Annotated in this window: 16 protein-coding genes, 1 tRNA gene and 1 pseudogene; 8 read left to right on the top strand and 10 right to left on the bottom strand. The window is 42.1% G+C overall.

Going from position 1 to position 15,766, the window contains the following annotated elements:
* Window positions 1-97: 97 nt before the first annotated feature.
* The gene (locus ACLFKQ_RS25705; protein ID WP_449002519.1) at window positions 98-2,419 is read left to right on the top strand and encodes an IMS domain-containing protein; all 2,322 of its coding nucleotides are present in this window, start codon (window positions 98-100) and stop codon (window positions 2,417-2,419) included.
* 26 nt (window positions 2,420-2,445) lie between these two features.
* On the opposite strand, the gene ACLFKQ_RS25700 is transcribed toward ACLFKQ_RS25705, so the two are convergent.
* Together ACLFKQ_RS25700 and ACLFKQ_RS25695 are read right to left on the bottom strand one after the other, a co-directional pair.
* Window positions 2,446-2,826 (bottom strand): TIGR02588 family protein, encoded by a 381-nt coding sequence (locus ACLFKQ_RS25700; protein WP_449002518.1) that lies wholly within the window; start codon window positions 2,824-2,826, stop codon window positions 2,446-2,448.
* A 5-nt stretch (window positions 2,827-2,831) separates the two neighbouring features.
* Window positions 2,832-3,728: a TIGR02587 family membrane protein gene (locus ACLFKQ_RS25695; RefSeq protein ID WP_449002517.1), complete on the bottom strand. Its 897-nt coding sequence runs from the start codon at window positions 3,726-3,728 to the stop codon at window positions 2,832-2,834.
* Window positions 3,729-3,977: 249 nt separating this feature from the next.
* On the opposite strand from ACLFKQ_RS25695, the gene ACLFKQ_RS25690 reads away from it, so the two are divergent.
* Window positions 3,978-4,610, top strand: a complete 633-nt coding sequence (locus ACLFKQ_RS25690; RefSeq protein WP_449002516.1) for an alpha/beta hydrolase — start codon at window positions 3,978-3,980, stop codon at window positions 4,608-4,610.
* 34 nt (window positions 4,611-4,644) lie between these two features.
* Window positions 4,645-4,995 (top strand): GNAT family N-acetyltransferase, encoded by a 351-nt coding sequence (locus tag ACLFKQ_RS25685; protein WP_449002515.1) that lies wholly within the window; start codon window positions 4,645-4,647, stop codon window positions 4,993-4,995.
* A 218-nt stretch (window positions 4,996-5,213) separates the two neighbouring features.
* Here ACLFKQ_RS25685 and ACLFKQ_RS25680 read toward each other — a convergent pair whose 3' ends face one another.
* From ACLFKQ_RS25680 to ACLFKQ_RS25665, 4 genes and pseudogenes are all read right to left on the bottom strand, one after another.
* Window positions 5,214-5,543, bottom strand: coding sequence for a hypothetical protein (locus tag ACLFKQ_RS25680; RefSeq protein WP_449002514.1), 330 nt, complete (start codon window positions 5,541-5,543; stop codon window positions 5,214-5,216).
* Between the two features lie 459 nt (window positions 5,544-6,002).
* Window positions 6,003-6,323 carry a hypothetical protein gene (locus ACLFKQ_RS25675; protein ID WP_449002513.1) on the bottom strand — a complete coding sequence of 107 codons (321 nt, stop codon included), beginning with the start codon at window positions 6,321-6,323 and terminating at the stop codon, window positions 6,003-6,005.
* Window positions 6,324-6,579: 256 nt separating this feature from the next.
* Entirely contained in the window at window positions 6,580-7,092 is a 513-nt protein-coding gene (locus ACLFKQ_RS25670) for a GNAT family N-acetyltransferase (RefSeq protein WP_449002512.1), read from the bottom strand.
* A 255-nt stretch (window positions 7,093-7,347) separates the two neighbouring features.
* Window positions 7,348-8,490 (bottom strand): annotated as a pseudogene (locus ACLFKQ_RS25665) (MATE family efflux transporter); the annotation flags it as partial.
* A gap of 170 nt (window positions 8,491-8,660) precedes the next feature.
* Here ACLFKQ_RS25665 and ACLFKQ_RS25660 point away from each other — a divergent pair.
* Entirely contained in the window at window positions 8,661-9,986 is a 1,326-nt protein-coding gene (locus ACLFKQ_RS25660) for an ISNCY family transposase (RefSeq protein WP_448998174.1), read from the top strand.
* 235 nt (window positions 9,987-10,221) lie between these two features.
* On the opposite strand, the gene ACLFKQ_RS25655 is transcribed toward ACLFKQ_RS25660, so the two are convergent.
* A complete protein-coding gene (locus ACLFKQ_RS25655) occupies window positions 10,222-10,476 on the bottom strand; it encodes a hypothetical protein (protein ID WP_449002511.1) in 255 nt (84 codons plus the stop codon).
* Between the two features lie 137 nt (window positions 10,477-10,613).
* Here ACLFKQ_RS25655 and ACLFKQ_RS25650 point away from each other — a divergent pair, with 137 nt between their 5' ends.
* Window positions 10,614-11,486, top strand: coding sequence for an AraC family transcriptional regulator (locus tag ACLFKQ_RS25650; RefSeq protein WP_449002510.1), 873 nt, complete (start codon window positions 10,614-10,616; stop codon window positions 11,484-11,486).
* Between the two features lie 60 nt (window positions 11,487-11,546).
* Here the strand turns inward: ACLFKQ_RS25650 and carA are convergent, their stop codons facing one another.
* The gene (carA, locus tag ACLFKQ_RS25645; protein WP_449002509.1) at window positions 11,547-12,683 is read right to left on the bottom strand and encodes a glutamine-hydrolyzing carbamoyl-phosphate synthase small subunit; all 1,137 of its coding nucleotides are present in this window, start codon (window positions 12,681-12,683) and stop codon (window positions 11,547-11,549) included.
* A 344-nt stretch (window positions 12,684-13,027) separates the two neighbouring features.
* On the opposite strand from carA, the gene ACLFKQ_RS25640 reads away from it, so the two are divergent.
* Window positions 13,028-13,966 (top strand): helix-turn-helix domain-containing protein, encoded by a 939-nt coding sequence (locus tag ACLFKQ_RS25640; protein WP_449002508.1) that lies wholly within the window; start codon window positions 13,028-13,030, stop codon window positions 13,964-13,966.
* Window positions 13,967-14,011: 45 nt separating this feature from the next.
* Window positions 14,012-14,338, top strand: coding sequence for a divalent-cation tolerance protein CutA (cutA, locus tag ACLFKQ_RS25635; protein WP_449002507.1), 327 nt, complete (start codon window positions 14,012-14,014; stop codon window positions 14,336-14,338).
* Between the two features lie 18 nt (window positions 14,339-14,356).
* Here the strand turns inward: cutA and ACLFKQ_RS25630 are convergent, their stop codons facing one another.
* Together ACLFKQ_RS25630 and ACLFKQ_RS25625 are read right to left on the bottom strand one after the other, a co-directional pair.
* Entirely contained in the window at window positions 14,357-14,731 is a 375-nt protein-coding gene (locus tag ACLFKQ_RS25630; RefSeq protein WP_449002506.1) for a phosphomannose isomerase type II C-terminal cupin domain, read from the bottom strand.
* Between the two features lie 107 nt (window positions 14,732-14,838).
* Window positions 14,839-15,210, bottom strand: a complete 372-nt coding sequence (locus ACLFKQ_RS25625; protein ID WP_449002505.1) for a DUF4359 domain-containing protein — start codon at window positions 15,208-15,210, stop codon at window positions 14,839-14,841.
* 295 nt (window positions 15,211-15,505) lie between these two features.
* Between ACLFKQ_RS25625 and ACLFKQ_RS25620 the strand changes: the two genes are divergently transcribed.
* A tRNA-His gene (locus tag ACLFKQ_RS25620) sits at window positions 15,506-15,578 on the top strand.
* The last annotated feature ends 188 nt before the right edge of the window (window positions 15,579-15,766 follow it).

The following is a 15,766-nucleotide window of genomic DNA, read 5'->3' as shown; positions in this document are numbered from 1 at the left end:
GTTATTCAGTAATGCCAGACAAAACCCAGCTTAAAATGGGACGAGAATTATCTCGGAACCTCTATATTTAGTATTCTTATATTTATTTTTACTTACTATGGCAGTCAAATCTAGCCTAACAATGAAGTCTACAGTACAGATTCCTCTCGATTACTACCGGATCTTGAGCGTTCCCGTAACGGCAACTGAAGAACAGTTGCAGCAGGCTTATCGCGATCGCTTACAACAAAAACCTCGCAGAGAATATGGTGAGGGGGCGATCGTCGCTCGACAACAGTTAATTGAGTCGGCTTACGAAGTTCTATCGGATTTACAATGTAGGGCAGAATATGACTCTCAGTTCTTTGGTAAATTTAGACCCGAACGGCGGCTGGCAGAGACAGGTGCAGCATCTGAAAACGCAACTTTTAGTTCGGCCTCACTAGAAACAACCCCGGTTCATCCCACTATCGAAATTCCTACCGAACAAATGTCGGGAGCCCTGCTGATTTTATATGAGATGGGAGAATACCAATTGGTTCTAAAATTGGGGATAAATTATCTCAATAGCCATGAGTATGCTAAGTCGCAACCACCCCAGAACAAGGGCAAAGCTCTGGCAGAACGGGAAGATATAATACTTTCCTTGGCTCTATCGTATTTAGAGTTGGGTAGAGAACAATGGCAGCGTCGAGAATATGAAAATGCAGCTCTGTCGGGAAAGTTGGGTTTAAAGCTCTTGGCGAAAGAAAATTTATTTCCTCAAGTCAAACAAGAACTAGAAATAGATCTCTACAGGCTTCAACCATACCGTATCTTAGAATTAATCGCTCACAATCCAGTAAATTCGCCCCAGCGAAACAAAGGATTACAGCTTTTGGCAAATCTACTCCGCCAGCGTCAGGAAATGGAAGCTCGCGGTCAAGCCCACTCTAAACCTAGCTTCGAGCAATTTCTCTGTTTTATTCAACAAATTAGAACTTATTTGACCTCAGCAGAACAAGAAGAATTGTTCGTTCGAGAAGCTCAGCACTCTTCAGCTATAGGTAATTATCTGGCGGTTTATGCCCTTTTAGCTAGAGGCTATGCTCTCAAGCAACCAGCCTCAATCTTGCGGGCTCAAAATATGTTGGAAACTTTGAGCCAGCGACAAGATGTGTATTGGGAACTAACAATATGTTCCCTACTATTAGGGTTGAGCGATCGCGCCCTCAGTTTAATGAGACGAACTAAAGATCGCAGCAAACTCAATGCGGTTCAGCAACACTGCCAGGGTTCTGAAGACTTACTGTTAGGACTATGTGTTTACGGCGAAGATTGGTTGAAAAGCGAGGTGCTCATGCAGTTTTGCGATTTAGCCAATAGCCCCATAACTCTCAAAGAATACTTTGCCGACCCTCAAGTGCAAAGTTATTTAGAAAAACTGGCACCCGCAGTCACCACCGAAGAAACCAAGGAAACGCCAAGAGCAAAATCGGCAAGCTCGGCGGCAGCAGCACGGCGCTCGAGATTTTTCTCTCGCTGGGGTAAAAAACTAAAAGCCAAGGTCAGACAAACTAAAGCGCTGGCAGTCTCTCCCTCTCCTCACGCCGAGCGCTTTACCCAGCCTTTAGTAAGTGCGGCTACTACTGTACCTGGTGTCGCTAAAAATACTTTCAATAACAATACCAATTCTACACCGAAGGGACATCAGCGCAGAAAAGCTCGGCAATCTCCTCCAGCTAAAGGAAGAGGTTCGACCGTTCCCGCCTCAACAGCACCGTATCGGAAAAATTTCGTCCCTACTAAGAAAAATCAGCCATCACGTCAGAGAATACGGGGCGCTCGCCGTAGTTCTATCGATCCGACCTTATTGAAATTACTGTTTTTGTTTGGTTTAATCTTTGGCTTAGGAACTCTGGGGTTTGCTGCGATGAAACTATTTTTAAATCGCACTCCCCAAAGAGTAGAAACCGAACCGCAATTATTTATTAGCCTCAATCGTTCTTTACTAGAGTTACCTCCAGTCCAGGCAACTACTAATGCTCCTACTTCGCCCCAACCCAAGCTAACTTTTGCCGATGAGGCGAAACAGGTAGTCCAAAGATGGTTAGATAGTAAATCCGCAGCTTTTGGCGAGGCACATCAAGTCGAAAAATTAAATGAAGTTCTCATCGGTTCTCTATTAACGACTTGGCGCGATCGCGCTTTAAACTATCAACAAACTAATACCTACCGAGAATACGACCATAAAGTGACGATAAAATCGGCGGTTGTCGATAGTGATAACCCCGATCGGGCAACGATAGAAGCGGAAGTTAAAGAAGTAGCTCGACACTATTACCAGGGAAATTTAGATGACTCCCAGTCTTACGATGATGACCTTTTAGTGCGCTACAATTTAGTCCGTCAAGGAAACAAGTGGATGATTGCAGGTTCTGAGGTCTTAGAGATTTTCTAATCTCATTTAATCACCTCATTGGTTCTTTAAGGTAACTTGTAGCTGGCAACTCTAATCTGTAGTTGTCCTGGTCGAGGGTTACTGGTAAAAATAAACGCACCCTGCTGAATTTCTCCTCCGGATAAATAATCTATTTGTTGCGTACCCCTTTCGCGCTCTAATTCGGCAATTATTTCTATCGATTCAGCCGTTTGTCCTCCTGTATTGGTAACTTCAAAAGGAACGTAATACTGCTGGTTTACCTCTCTAATTGGAGTACCGATGCTAACTTCTAAAATTGGCGGATTGTCTTCCCCATTTATCCAACTAAAAATTAGTAAAGCCACAACCAGGCTCAGAACAAATAAAGCAATACTAAAGCTAATTTTCTCGGCTGTCGAACGGTGCAAAGAGTTAATTGATTTCATTTAATTTAGATGGCTAAACGTCCCGCCGCCCCACCAATACTGGCAGGCAAGCCTAATATTATGCTGTAGCGCAGCCATAGAGTCCAAGGATCTTGAAAAGATAGTCTTTGAAAAAACCAGAGCATTACTACTGATGCTAGTAAAGAAACCAAATAAGAAACAATTGTTTCGCTCTGAGGTTTTTGAAATAATCCCTGTTGTTGTCTTCTTTCTGCTTGATTGGTAAAACCCGAAGCAAACACGATGCCATAGGAAACTAACAAAGAGACAAAAATAATTAGAATCGACCGAAAAGGAGTAGCCGCAGCCGCTAGAAAGGGAACTTCATCAGTAGGAGCGATATTAAAAGCGATAATAAATGCTCCAATTAGCGTGGCACTAAGATCGGCTAGAGTATCGAACCAAGACAATTTGTGGCGATCGCTAGAGCTAGATTTGGCGGAAGATTTCTGATTGTTATTTTTGGTTACCTCTCCAGTCAAAATAGAACGGGACAGAACTACGCCCAGAGAAAAAGGCATTGCTTCAAAAACAATTTTTCCTAATGCTTCAGTTAGTGAGGTAGTAAAATCGATACGTTGTAAGACGATTAACATTATCGTGGCACAAACAATACCGATTGCCAGAGCCTCTATACTTTCGGCGACCGGCGAAAACTTGCCATTGCGTTGGTAACGGCGAAAACCTTCAACTTGATTGAGTAACAATATTACCACAAAGGTAATCAAAATGATTCCCAATAAGATTGGCGGTCGCAGATAAGAACCAATAAACCAGACTTCCATTGTATAAATTAGAGGAATGCCGAACAAAAATCCCCCAGATGCGCCGCTAATTAATTCCCCCAATTCTTCCGACCAACCATCAGCAGGTTTTATTTGGTCGGGGCGTTTTGATGTCATTTAATTATTTGTTGGTTGATAAAATTTTGATTAATTTATTAATTTTTGATTGTAATTTAAACTTAGTTCGATCTCAACTACCGTCAGACTAGCGCGATCCCGCCCAACTTCACAAAAACTGCTTCTAATTCTAAGTGTTGCTGTTGTTACTATCGTAGGTTAAGGAGATGATACAAGATAGGCTACTCGATAGAAGGTATTTGTGCCATTATTTGTACCGAGCTTTGAGATCGCTCTTACCTAAGATATATGACTGATACAAAAACCTTAAGTGCCATTTCCCAAATGCCCCCTCAAGGCAATTTAACCCACCTATTAGTAATGCTTCATGGTTGGGGCGCGAATTACCACGATTTAGCTCCCTTAGCGCAAATTTTCAACTTGCCTGGGTTTGGCTATTTATTTGCCAATGCTCCCTACAAGCACGAACTAGTACCAGGTGGTAGAGCCTGGTATGCTTTGGAAAGTGAAGAGTTTGACGGGTTGGCAAACAGCAGACAAATGTTACGCCAGTGGTTGTTGTCTTTGGAAAATGCCACTGATATTCCTTTAAATCGGACGATTATGGCAGGTTTTTCTCAAGGGGGAGCCATGAGTTTAGATGTAGGTCTAAGCTTGCCTCTAGCTGCTATCTGCAGTCTTAGCGGTTATCTTCATTACGAACCGCAAGGCACGACTACTGCTTCTTATCCTCCGGTTTTGATAATACATGGCAAACAGGATCCTGTAGTGCCTTTGTCTGCCGCCCAGCAAGCTAGAGACAAATTGACTAAAATTGGCGTTTCCGTTCAGTATCGAGAATTCGAGATGGGACACGAAATACAACCTCCAGCTATTGAGTTGGTGCGGCAGTTTATTCTGTCAAAAATTGGCGAAAGGTAGTTAAAGTGATTTAAAAGATTTTGTATGAGTATCAATGGTTATTAAAGAAATTGAGTATCGAGATGAAGCAGAATTGCCTCGCGAACAGGTAATTAATCTTTATTCCCAATGTGGATGGTCATCGGCAGAAAAGCCAGATGCACTGTTATTCGCTCTTTCAAACTCTCAAACAGTCATCTCAGCATGGCATCACAGTTCGCTTATTGGGCTTGGTAACGCTATTTCAGATGGAGCATTAGTTGTTTATTATTCTCACTTATTGATTTTGCCCTCATATCAAGATAACGGCATAGGAACAGAAATCGTAAAACGCCTTCAAAGCCGCTATGTTGATTTTCATCAGCAAATCTTGCTAGCAATAGTAAAGTGCCGTTCCATTTTATGAAAAACTTGGTTTTAAGCATTCAAGAGGTGTCAGAGCAATGTGGATCTATGATGACAGCGACATTGATACTGCTAAAGAATAGTAGTTTTAGATTACTACTAGAGCGTCAAAATTAATTGAGAGACAAAATTTAATAAGTATTTTTTTCTTTTCCTCTGCTTGTTTTACTTGTTTTAATCTAGCAATTTAAATTTGACAGACTATTTAGTAATTATGGCTCATTCATACAAAAGTTCTTCAAAACAAACCTGTCCTGTTTCGATTAGAGCATCTTGAGAGACTTGGTCTGTATTGGAAGCGATAGTCAGTTCTTTAAATTCTTCGAGAGTATACTGCTGTTGAAATTTGTCGAGGGTACAGTCACACAACTTGTTGGCTTCGGCTTCTTCTAAACCTTCTGCTATTGAGGTGCGAACGCACTCTTGGGAATAATTTCTAATAAATTCGGGAGGATATTGCTCGACAAAACTAGGATCGGGAGGATTTTGCCCTACCAACAAACTACTAGCCGCGATCGCCGTCAATGATATTACTGAATAAAATTTCATACAATGAAGAATTTCAAACTATATCGCATCATATAGCAATCTTATTTAAATTGGCAGACTCTATTGCCATCAATGGTAATGACATCTTCATCTTAGAGTATGTCGGGTTGAAATTGACGTAACGAGGGGTATGGCAACGATTCGCGAATTAAAAGGTCGTATTTTCCTTAAACCCCTTATTAGTATAGGTTTTGGATGTAATATCGAGGAGTGAGATTATGGGAATTAGAAATAATTTAAAACATTCATTATAACGCTCCCATTATGTTGCAACAACTAACAGGGCAATTCAAACCTCGTACTCGTAACGCGCAATGTAGTACTCAGATCTTGCACCAAAAAAAGTTGGTAGGAAAATGGATAGCTGAAGTTGTTGTTTAGAGGGGATAGCAGCTAGTTCTCTACTAAAACAAGAGAACTTAGCTCAAAGATTAATAAAAACTCTGAAGCAAGGATGATTTATTCAACCCGATGACCAACTTTTTCTTCATTGCTATATAAATCTGACCAACTTTCATTTAGTCCATCTATGGCTTTAGTCAATTCATCAATTTGAACCCATCTAACTACGGCTAAAACGCCATCTATGTGTGCTTGACTTCCTGCTTTTCCTAAGTGTTGAAACTGAGAATATTCATTCTTTTTATTAGTTTTGGGGAAAATGGTGGTAGTTGCTTTGAGTTGATAATACCAATAATAATGTTTAGCTCCTTTAGCTTGATATCGTGCCACATAACATCCAGGTGGTGCGACAACCCCCTCTGCTTCAATTTTTGACAATTGTTCCCGTAACAGAGCAATTGTGCTTTGAATCCGTTCTGCTCGCTATCGTTTTGGACAAAAGACTTTACTTGGAGTTTATCGCTGGTTAATTCTTTCTTTTGTTTCCTATTTATTATCATACTGGATATATTTATATTTAGGAGATTATGATAATTTAGACTGGTTCTCCTCAGCACAACAAGCATTAATTTTACTGCTACCTCATATTTTACTTCTCTCTCTTTTGAATCAGTTAGAGGTAGTTAGACCCTGGTTAAATGAACTTGGTTTTGATTTTTCTCTGATGAGGTGCAAGATCTGAGTAGTAACGCCCAACTTGTCGATCGCTGTGATGTCGAAACCCAAATCTTTCATATACCAAGCGTAAACGCGAACGATCTGCTGCACAATCTAGACGTAAGTATCGCTTGCCCAGTTTTCGGCTATGATCGACCGCCCACTTCATTAATGCCGTTGAAACTAAACCAACTGCAAAGCTTCGCCGCACAGCTAGACGATGAATAAAAGCTGAATCTCCTTGTGGAACGTCTGACCAAAATAATAGATCTTCTGTCTGAAACTTCACAACACCAGCAGCAGTGCTTTCATAAAACGCGATGTAGAACAAACCAGCTTCGATGTCTTGACAAACAACCTCTGGCGACACCTCTGCTTTTCCCCATAGCGCCATGTTTTGCTGTTCAAGCCACAAAGCAACTTCACACAGAATTTCTGAAACCAGTGAAATATCTTCTAGAGTAGCTTGACGCACTGAAATAGACAACATTTGTTACTTGAGTTAGAGGTTGAATACCAATATACGAATTCAAAGAGCAGTCTTATCCAAAACTTTCGCTAGATTGATCCGAAGCACTAGCAAGTAACTTTTTAACAATGCCCCTACTGATAACCTTGCAACATAACGTTAGACTGCGTCGCTTACTTAAAGTCCAGAAATCTGTGCGTTCCTAGGAGTTTGTCGGCGGAGTAATTAGGAGTTGTAGTGGGGAACCACCCTACAAAATCGGCGATCGCACTTTACCTAACGAAGACACTCGGTTCGGCTTCGATTCAATGTTAGCGTTTGAAATCGCCAAATAAAAACCACTGCCGCGATCGCCACTGCAATGAAGAGTCCCAGCCACAAACCAACAGCACCCAAATTCCATCTAAATGCCAACCAATAAGCTATACACCAGTAGGACAGGAAACTAAATACCATTGGCACACGGGTATCTTGTAAACCTTGCAACGCGCCATACGCGATTTTTTGCATTCCATCAAAGAGATGGGAGATCGCTGCAATGCGCATTATGGAAACAGCGAGCGATACGATAGAAGCGTTTTCTGGTGCAGCCACATCAATATATAACCCAATGATTTGTCGTGGGAATAGTAAAAGCACAGCCACAATCGCAATGATCCACACAGTTCCAGTCCCAAGACTCACAAGCCCGGCTTGACGGATGCCTGATACGTGCTGTTGTCCAAACCACTGACCAACTCGAGCCGTTGCTGCAAACGACATACCCAGTGGCACCATATAAATTAAATTGATGGTTTGAAAGACAATTTGATGCGCGGCTAATCCATCAGTCCCAAAGGCTGCCATCAGATAACTCACGGCTGTATATACACCAATTTCCAGAGCAGAAAAAACTCCAATAGGCAATCCGAGGTTGACTATCTGCCAAAGCATTTGAGGCTTAACCTGATTCAAACATGAGAAGAATTGATAGGTTTTGAAGTACTGACTAACCAAAAGACATAGAATTAGTGCACCAAACATTCCCCACCAGGTCAAAGCAGTAGCCAAAGCCAGCCCTGTCAACTCTAAGCGGGGAAATCCGAATTCACCAAAGCCCAAAACATAGTTGCCTAAAACATTAAAGCCTGTTCCTACGGCTACAATCCAGAAAATGGGACGTGCTTGAGACAGGGCTGAAACTACACCTCGCAACATAGCGAAGCCTAAAGCTGGAAATAGCCCCCAAAGTACGATATCAAGGTATGTGGTTACCAGGTCTACTGTAGTTGCATCTAACCCTAGTCGGCTCATTAGATTATCAAAATGGGCAATTGCAATCATCATTGGAATTGCCAAAAGCAGTGATAGCCACAACCCCTGCCGAGTAATTTGTTCAATACGAGCCTTGTTACCTGCACCATATGCTGCTGCCACTAACGGAGTGACACAGCAATTCTCATTTTAAGATTTCATGACATTGAAACCCAGTCCAGAATCGTTACAAGCAGAAGAATTGGGAATTAGTTCTCTATTCAACATAGAGAACTAAAACAAGAAGGGGCAATTAGCTTAAAGTAAAAGGCATTAACCTTCGCTGGAGTGGCAACATGGGTTTAGCAATAGGGATGCCTGAATTATTATCGATGCTAACCGACGAGTTAGATGAGCTGCCCGATGAAAGAAAACAGGGCAATAACACCAAATATAGGGTTGAAGAAGCGATAAAAAGTGCTTTTTCGGTCTTTTTCATGCAATCGAGGTCATTTTTAGACCATCAACGCTTGATGAAAACCCAGAAAGGGAGAGATAATGCGGCTAGTCTGTTTGGGATCGAGCGCATCCCCTGTGATAATCAGATTCGTACCCTGCTCGACCCGGTGCCAGCTTCAACGGTGTTTGGGGTCTTTCGCTCCGTCTATGACGGTTTGTCAAAAACGGGAAATCTCAAGCCCTATCAGTGCTTTGGTGGAGAATTTTTACTGACTCTCGATGGCACTGAATATTTCTCGTCCAAGAAGATTCACTGCTGTCACTGTTGCCATCAGACACATAAAAACGGCAGCACCACCTATTTTCACGCTGCTGTAACACCAGTATTAGTGGCTCCAGGACGACCACAGGTCATCAGTTTAGAACCTGAATTCATCACTCCCCAAGATGGTCACGACAAACAAGATTGTGAAAACGCTGCTGCCAAGCGTTGGATTGCTGCCCATGCCTGTGAGCCACAAGACCCGCCTGTAACTTTACTTGGGGATGACCTCTACTGTAACCAACCCATCTGTGAAAAGGCTTTGAACCATGGCTATCATTTTATCTTCGTCTGTAAGCGAAGCTCCCATCCAGAAGTTTATGACTGGGTGGATTACCTCGAACGAGTCGGTGAAGTGCAAACTCTGACCGAGATTGAGTTCCATGGACGAAAGCGTTTGTCTGATCACTATCGTTTTGTGAATAAAATTCCCCTCAGAGCCACCCAACCAGCCCTGGACGTAAACTGGTGTGAGGTGACGGTAACAGATACCAGCAACCAGAAAACTCTATACTACAATGCCTTTGCTACTTGCCATGAAATTCATGCCCAGAATGTGTCCGAGATTGTCACTGCTGCTCGTGCACGCTGGAAGGTAGAAAATGAAGGGAATAATATTCTCAAAACTAAGGTTTATCATCTCGAACATAATTTTGGTCACGGTCAAAACCACCAGGCAGAACTTCTATTTTGCCTTAATTTATTAGCCTATCTCTTCCACACCACTCTGGATTTAATCCACATCACTTATCGTGCCGTTCGCTCCATGTTGGTTACTCGCCAAACCTTCTTCAACGAGCTTCGGGCACTGACCAGATATTTATGGTTTGAGAGTTGGCAGACTTTGTTCGAGTTTATGCTGAGGGAGGGAAAAGCACCTGACGGGGTTAACTCTAGCTAAATTTCGCGACTGTTGAACCTGAACCAATTCGCGCCCCTTATAGCTCTACAAAGTAATAGCTGGTTGTTCCAAGTATTACTTGGCTTTTTCATGGCTCAAAACGAACTTGCTCAGGGATGATAGCTGCTCCGGAGCTTACTTTGACTCACAATCAATTAACTCTTCGACTTTGTTCGCGAAAAAGTTTCGCGAACAAGTTCCCAATTTTTATCTTTTACCCTCTATTTTCTTCCGTTCAGGTTTCAAAATGAGAATTGCTGGGAGTGACACCCATTAATATCCCACTTGTCGCTACAACGATTGAGAAGAAGGTAATTGAGGATAATGCTCCAGCCGCTAAAATTTCGCGCCCCAAGCGCCCCATCATCACGGTATCGGCAACTCCCGTTGCGATCTGAGCCACTTGAGCACTGGCTAGGGGTACTGCCAGTTGTAGAAATGCTTTCACTTCTGTGCGAATGCCCATTTGCTGAGCATTGGGAATAGTCATACTCAAAAAACTCCGTTACTATAATCTGTAATTCATCTATTCTCCTTACAGATTAAGGACACCTAACAGTTTGGGATATCAAAATCTTCTGAAATTTTCAAAATCCTGCTCTCAGTTCTGTAGAAGGCGATCTTCTGATGTCAGCTTCTCATTCTGCAAACGACCAGCATCTAAACTTACCAGTTGCTTCTAGTCAAAACTTGGGCTGGGAGTCACTTGTTGTTAAGGAGTATCAGCAACCATCTGGAGGCATGAAATTTCAAGCAGAAGTCGATCCAGTTGTTGTTTTAATCCTTACTACAAAACCTCATCGAACCCATGAGACTATGGGCGAGAATCACCATGTTGGAATGTATTATCAGAGTGATCTTTGCATTACACCAGCGAGTATCCCCAGCAGCTATTTCGCTGAAGATAGACATCACTATTTATATGTACAAATTTCCGCATCCTTTCTTCAAAAAATTGCTGAAGAGAATTTCAAATTAAACCGAGATAGAGTAGAAATGATACCTGTGTTTCAAGTTCGAGATCCACAATTAGAGAAACTTTTGCGATTACTGCAAATTGAAATGCATCAGGGTGGACGGATGGGGCAACTTTACTTTGAGTCATTAGCAAATGCTCTGGTGATAAATTTGCTTCAGGATTACTCTACTACTTCCCTTCATATTGTTCAGTTCAAGGGAGGACTGGGCGATCGCAAGTTGCTTCAGGTTATACGCTACATTGATGACACTTTAGACCAAGACATTAAGCTTGCCGATCTTGCCCAATTAGTTGAAATGAGCCAGTCCCATTTCAGTCGTTTATTTAAGCAATCGATGGGGTTATCGCCTTATCAATATCTGCTACAACAGCGGGTTGAACGGGCAAAGCAGCTATTGAAGAAGACAAACCAATCTCTAGTTGAGATTGCTCTAGCTTGCGGTTTCGTTAGCCAGAGTCACTTCACCAGACAATTTCGACAAGCTACAGGAGTAACCCCAAAAGCCTACCGCACGAACTAAGCGGTCGCACCACGGGTCAGTGAATAAGCTGTCTAATAACCTCATAAGGACTAACGGCATTTACTTGCTATTTTCCCGCATCAGCTTAACAAACCGCTCGAATAAATAGTCCGCATCGTGAGGACCAGGACTCGCTTCTGGATGGTACTGTACCGAGAAAAAAGGCAGAGTTTTGTGACGCAGACCAGCTACGGTTTTGTCGTTAAGATTGAGATGAGTAATTTCTACGTCTGCACCTAAAGACTCAGAAGCGATCGCAAATCCGTGATTTTGGCTGGTAATTTCTACCTGTCTTTCCAAACCTGCGGGTTGATTTAAACCCCGATGACCGAATTTTAATTTAAAAGTTTCTGCACCCAAAGATAAACCTAAAATTTGATGTCCCATACAGATGCCAAAAGTAGGTTTACCCGCCTTTAATAATTCTTTGGTAGTAGCAATACCGTCACTGACTGCGGCTGGATCGCCGGGACCGTTAGAAAGAAAAACTCCATCGGGATTATAAGCGAGTACTTTGTCAACAGGGGTGTTAGCTGGAACCACTATTATGCGACAACCATAACTAGCCAGACGGCGTAGAATATTGCGTTTGATGCCAAAGTCGATCGCCACTACAGTTAACAGCGTGTCCCTGGGATCTTTAGGAGCAAATTCCCAACTAGCATCAGTAGTTTCCGACCACTCGTAGATATCTTTGGTGGTGACATGTTGAACCAAATTTAGCCCCTTCATGTCTGGTGCTGCCATTACCCGTTCCAGTAAGCGGTCTGGTTCTAAAATTTCTGTAGAGATTCCGCCATTCATCGCCCCTGAAGAACGAATTTTAAGAGTCAAAGCACGAGTATCAATCCCGTAAATGCCAGGAATATTTTGTCCTACGAGATAGTCAGGTAGAGACTGGGTAGAACGCCAGTTACTCGGACGATAAGTAACATTACGGGCGATTACCCCCTTGACTTGAACCCCGTTTGATTCTTCATCTTCCGGATTTACTCCCGTATTGCCTAATTCGGGATAGGTAAAAATCACGATTTGCCCAGAATAACTCGGATCGGTCATGACTTCCTGATATCCGGTCATTCCCGTGTTAAACACTACTTCTCCAATTGCCGTTCCTTTGGCACCAAAAGACCGACCTCGATAAACTGTGCCATCGGCTAAGACTAGTATTGCTGGCTTGGCTTTGCCTTGAAGCATAGTGAAATATCAAATAGTGATAGTGTACGTAGTTGACTTCGGGTTCGGCAGCCACGGCAAGCGCGGTCTATTTTCCCCGATAGATAGGTAAAGCTAGATTTATTCAACCAGAGAACAATTTATCAGTTATTGGCTGAAGTCTGACAACGATTTATAAAATTAGCAACAAAATTATAGTTTTGACTGTATTTGAAGTTACCAACCTTAGTTTGACAAGATAAAATATAAAATAGTGCCAAAAATTATCTAGGTAAAATCGCTTACTGGGTGAGTAACTAGACTGCGCTTCCTCAACTGAGGAGATTATAGCTGGCATAATAAACGGATAGGTTGATAGAGAAAGCATGAGTCCCAGAAAACTAACAGAAGATGATAAGCAAGAAATTCTTCAGCTTTATCGAGATTCTCAAGCCACTACTTCTACTTTGGCAGATCGATTTGGGGTAAGCAGCTCTACTATCAGTCGCTTTCTGAAAAACAAATTATCTAAATCCGAATACGAAGAACTAATTCAACAAAAACGGTTGGCGCGTACTCCTAGAGGTGATAAATCCAGTACTGCTGCTAAAAAAGCAGCTGAAATTAGAGACTCTCCATCAGAAGTTGTTGCCGATCTCAGCTCATCTCAGAAAGTAAAGGTTGCAGAAGATTCAGCATCGGAATTGGGTACAGATAAAACCAAACGTCGTCGCTCTTCAGCAGTTGCCAAGGAGGTTGCCGAAAAAGAAACTCCAGTCAAAGTAATTCCAGAACCAGAGAGAATATCGGCAAAAGCTAGCGATCTCCTCGTGCTTAAAAGTCAGCAAGTTGAAGACGATGATGAAGATGATGGTGTAGATGTGGCTGCACTCAGCGAAATGATTGGTGAAGAACTAATTGATATCGAAGAAGATGAAGATGAAGATGAAGAAGATGAGGATGAAGAAGACAATCTAGACGACGAGCTTCCCTATCGCCCAGCTAAATCTGGACTAGAATTAGAAATCTTACCGCTGACTGAGGCTGCTTTTCCCAAAATCTGCTATTTAGTAATCGATCGCGCTGCGGAATTAATCGTCAAACCATTAGAAGACTTTGGCGATTTAGGCTCGATTCCCGAAACTGAAGTTCGACAAAAAACTCTGCCCATATTTGACAATCATCGCATCGCCAAGCGTTTTTCCCATCGTCGCGAACGGGTGATTAAGGTTCCCGATGGCAAAATGTTCCAGAAAACTTCTCATCAGTTGCAGGCTAAAGGAATTACTCGCCTGTTATTCGACGGACAAATTTACGCTTTGTAATCTTACCAATCAATGTTCGGTAGCTATCAACGGCTAAGTTAACCCATGTCCTCTAACTCTCCCCAATACGGCATAGTCCTAGTTACAGTTAGTTCTCCTGAAGAAGGAGAAACAATCGCTCGCACTTTATTAGCTGAAAAATTAGCCGCCTGTGTCAATATCTTTCCCATCGATTCTATCTATACTTGGCAGGGAAAAATCGAGCGCGATCGCGAATGGCAATTAACTATCAAAACTAATTTAGCCGTTTTCGATGAGCTAGAAACTAAAATAAAAACACTTCATTCTTATGAAGTGCCTGAAATAATTGCCGTACCGATAATAGTTGGTTCGCAACCTTATCTCGAATGGATAACAAATAGTCTTACCTAAACCTATCGTTAATCTGGTTTATTCAGAAAACCGAATAATATCGTCATCTCCTAAGTATTCCCCGTTTTGCACCTCAATCATCACTAAAGGAATAACCCCGGGATTTTCTACCCGATGACGGGTATTCATGGGAACATAAGTCGACTGTTTCTGCATCAACAACTTTTCTTTACCATCGCAGGTTACTTTGGCAGTACCAGATACTACTACCCAGTGTTCGCTACGATGGTAGTGCATTTGGGTACTCATGTGCTGTCCTGGATTCACTTCGATACGGTTAATTCGATAGTATTCTCCTTGTTCTAACATCGTAACTTTTCCCCAAGGTGGAGTACGCGTACGTTCGGTTTTGGCAGTAGAGGGCTCGTTTTGAACGCTGCTTTGTTCGCTCATAATCGGTTTTAAAAAATAGTGATATGAATTTTTAAGTTGGTTCTTTTATACCCAGTCTAATCTTATTTTTGTTTGATTTTAAAAATCCCTTGCGACCGATTGGAAACTTACAGTTCTTCTGCTTTGTAGACATAAAAATTATTAAATATACCGATAGTCTCAACTTGATAACTGGTTATAGGTGCGGGTATTGGTAAGTTAGTTTGATAAATACTAAATAAGAAAAAATTATGTCTTAAAGTGTGAGTATCGATGGTTGCAGCTAAATAGGGACGGGCTGTATCTACTAAGGTATAACAATGATTTTGCAACCATTCTCCAGCTACATTGTTAGGTTGTTGGCAAAATTCTTTAAGATGGGCATTGAGAGTATGAGCGGCATATTCTCGGTAATCTTGTTGTTGTGGATTAGTTAAAAATGCGATCGCGCCAAGCCCAATGCTAACAATTCCAGCAATACTAATTAACCGTGAATTCATCTATATAAGTTCGAAATTTTTACCTACAATTTTAAACTAAGTTAATGATTACTCTGTACAAAGGCGTTGCCCTATTCGAAGACTGTTCTAGCGTAGCGACGCTTGCCCGCTTCGCGGGCTGCTGTCGGAAGAAGCCAAGTCCTCTGGACTTGCTCCACAACCCAAAATCGCGTCCTTTTATAACCATTGGTTCACTGTGCCCAAGCCAGAACAAAACGACTGATAAATTCTTGACTGTGCTCGCCAATACCTGAATTTACTGCCTTAAGTTATGTTATAATAACTCAGTAACGCGGCGGACGTAGCCAAGTGGTTAAGGCAGTGGGTTGTGGTCCCACCATTCGTGGGTTCAAGTCCCATCGTTCGCCCTAAGTTTCTTCCTGTACAGTGACACATTAAATATCATTAGAGACAAACTATTGTCATCGAGCCAAATTGTATTCTTGGAGAGACATTGTTGTCATTGAAGTGGTAGTGACGAGTTGACTTGAATTTGGGGTCTGCCTGAGAATGATTGTCTATTAGCTACAGAAATATCTTTTTCTAATTGGGGTAG

This window comes from Myxosarcina sp. GI1(2024), from assembly GCF_053543375.1.
The sequence above is the reverse complement of the archived record's forward strand: the minus strand, read 5'-3'. Positions and strand labels throughout refer to the sequence as shown.

Excerpts from the sequence above, each read along its gene's own strand:
- cutA (WP_449002507.1), top strand. The coding sequence starts at position 14,012 with ATGTCCTCTAACTCTCCCCAATACGGCATAGTCCTAGTTACAGTTAGT.
- ACLFKQ_RS25640 (WP_449002508.1), top strand. The coding sequence starts at position 13,028 with ATGAGTCCCAGAAAACTAACAGAAGATGATAAGCAAGAAATTCTTCAG.
- ACLFKQ_RS25660 (WP_448998174.1), top strand. The coding sequence starts at position 8,661 with ATGGGTTTAGCAATAGGGATGCCTGAATTATTATCGATGCTAACCGAC.
- ACLFKQ_RS25705 (WP_449002519.1), top strand. The coding sequence starts at position 98 with ATGGCAGTCAAATCTAGCCTAACAATGAAGTCTACAGTACAGATTCCT.
- ACLFKQ_RS25690 (WP_449002516.1), top strand. The coding sequence starts at position 3,978 with ATGACTGATACAAAAACCTTAAGTGCCATTTCCCAAATGCCCCCTCAA.
- ACLFKQ_RS25625 (WP_449002505.1), bottom strand. The coding sequence starts at position 15,210 with ATGAATTCACGGTTAATTAGTATTGCTGGAATTGTTAGCATTGGGCTT.
- ACLFKQ_RS25700 (WP_449002518.1), bottom strand. The coding sequence starts at position 2,826 with ATGAAATCAATTAACTCTTTGCACCGTTCGACAGCCGAGAAAATTAGC.
- carA (WP_449002509.1), bottom strand. The coding sequence starts at position 12,683 with ATGCTTCAAGGCAAAGCCAAGCCAGCAATACTAGTCTTAGCCGATGGC.
- ACLFKQ_RS25630 (WP_449002506.1), bottom strand. The coding sequence starts at position 14,731 with ATGAGCGAACAAAGCAGCGTTCAAAACGAGCCCTCTACTGCCAAAACC.
- ACLFKQ_RS25685 (WP_449002515.1), top strand. The coding sequence starts at position 4,645 with ATGGTTATTAAAGAAATTGAGTATCGAGATGAAGCAGAATTGCCTCGC.
- ACLFKQ_RS25650 (WP_449002510.1), top strand. The coding sequence starts at position 10,614 with ATGTCAGCTTCTCATTCTGCAAACGACCAGCATCTAAACTTACCAGTT.
- ACLFKQ_RS25680 (WP_449002514.1), bottom strand. The coding sequence starts at position 5,543 with ATGAAATTTTATTCAGTAATATCATTGACGGCGATCGCGGCTAGTAGT.
- ACLFKQ_RS25655 (WP_449002511.1), bottom strand. The coding sequence starts at position 10,476 with ATGACTATTCCCAATGCTCAGCAAATGGGCATTCGCACAGAAGTGAAA.
- ACLFKQ_RS25670 (WP_449002512.1), bottom strand. The coding sequence starts at position 7,092 with ATGTTGTCTATTTCAGTGCGTCAAGCTACTCTAGAAGATATTTCACTG.
- ACLFKQ_RS25695 (WP_449002517.1), bottom strand. The coding sequence starts at position 3,728 with ATGACATCAAAACGCCCCGACCAAATAAAACCTGCTGATGGTTGGTCG.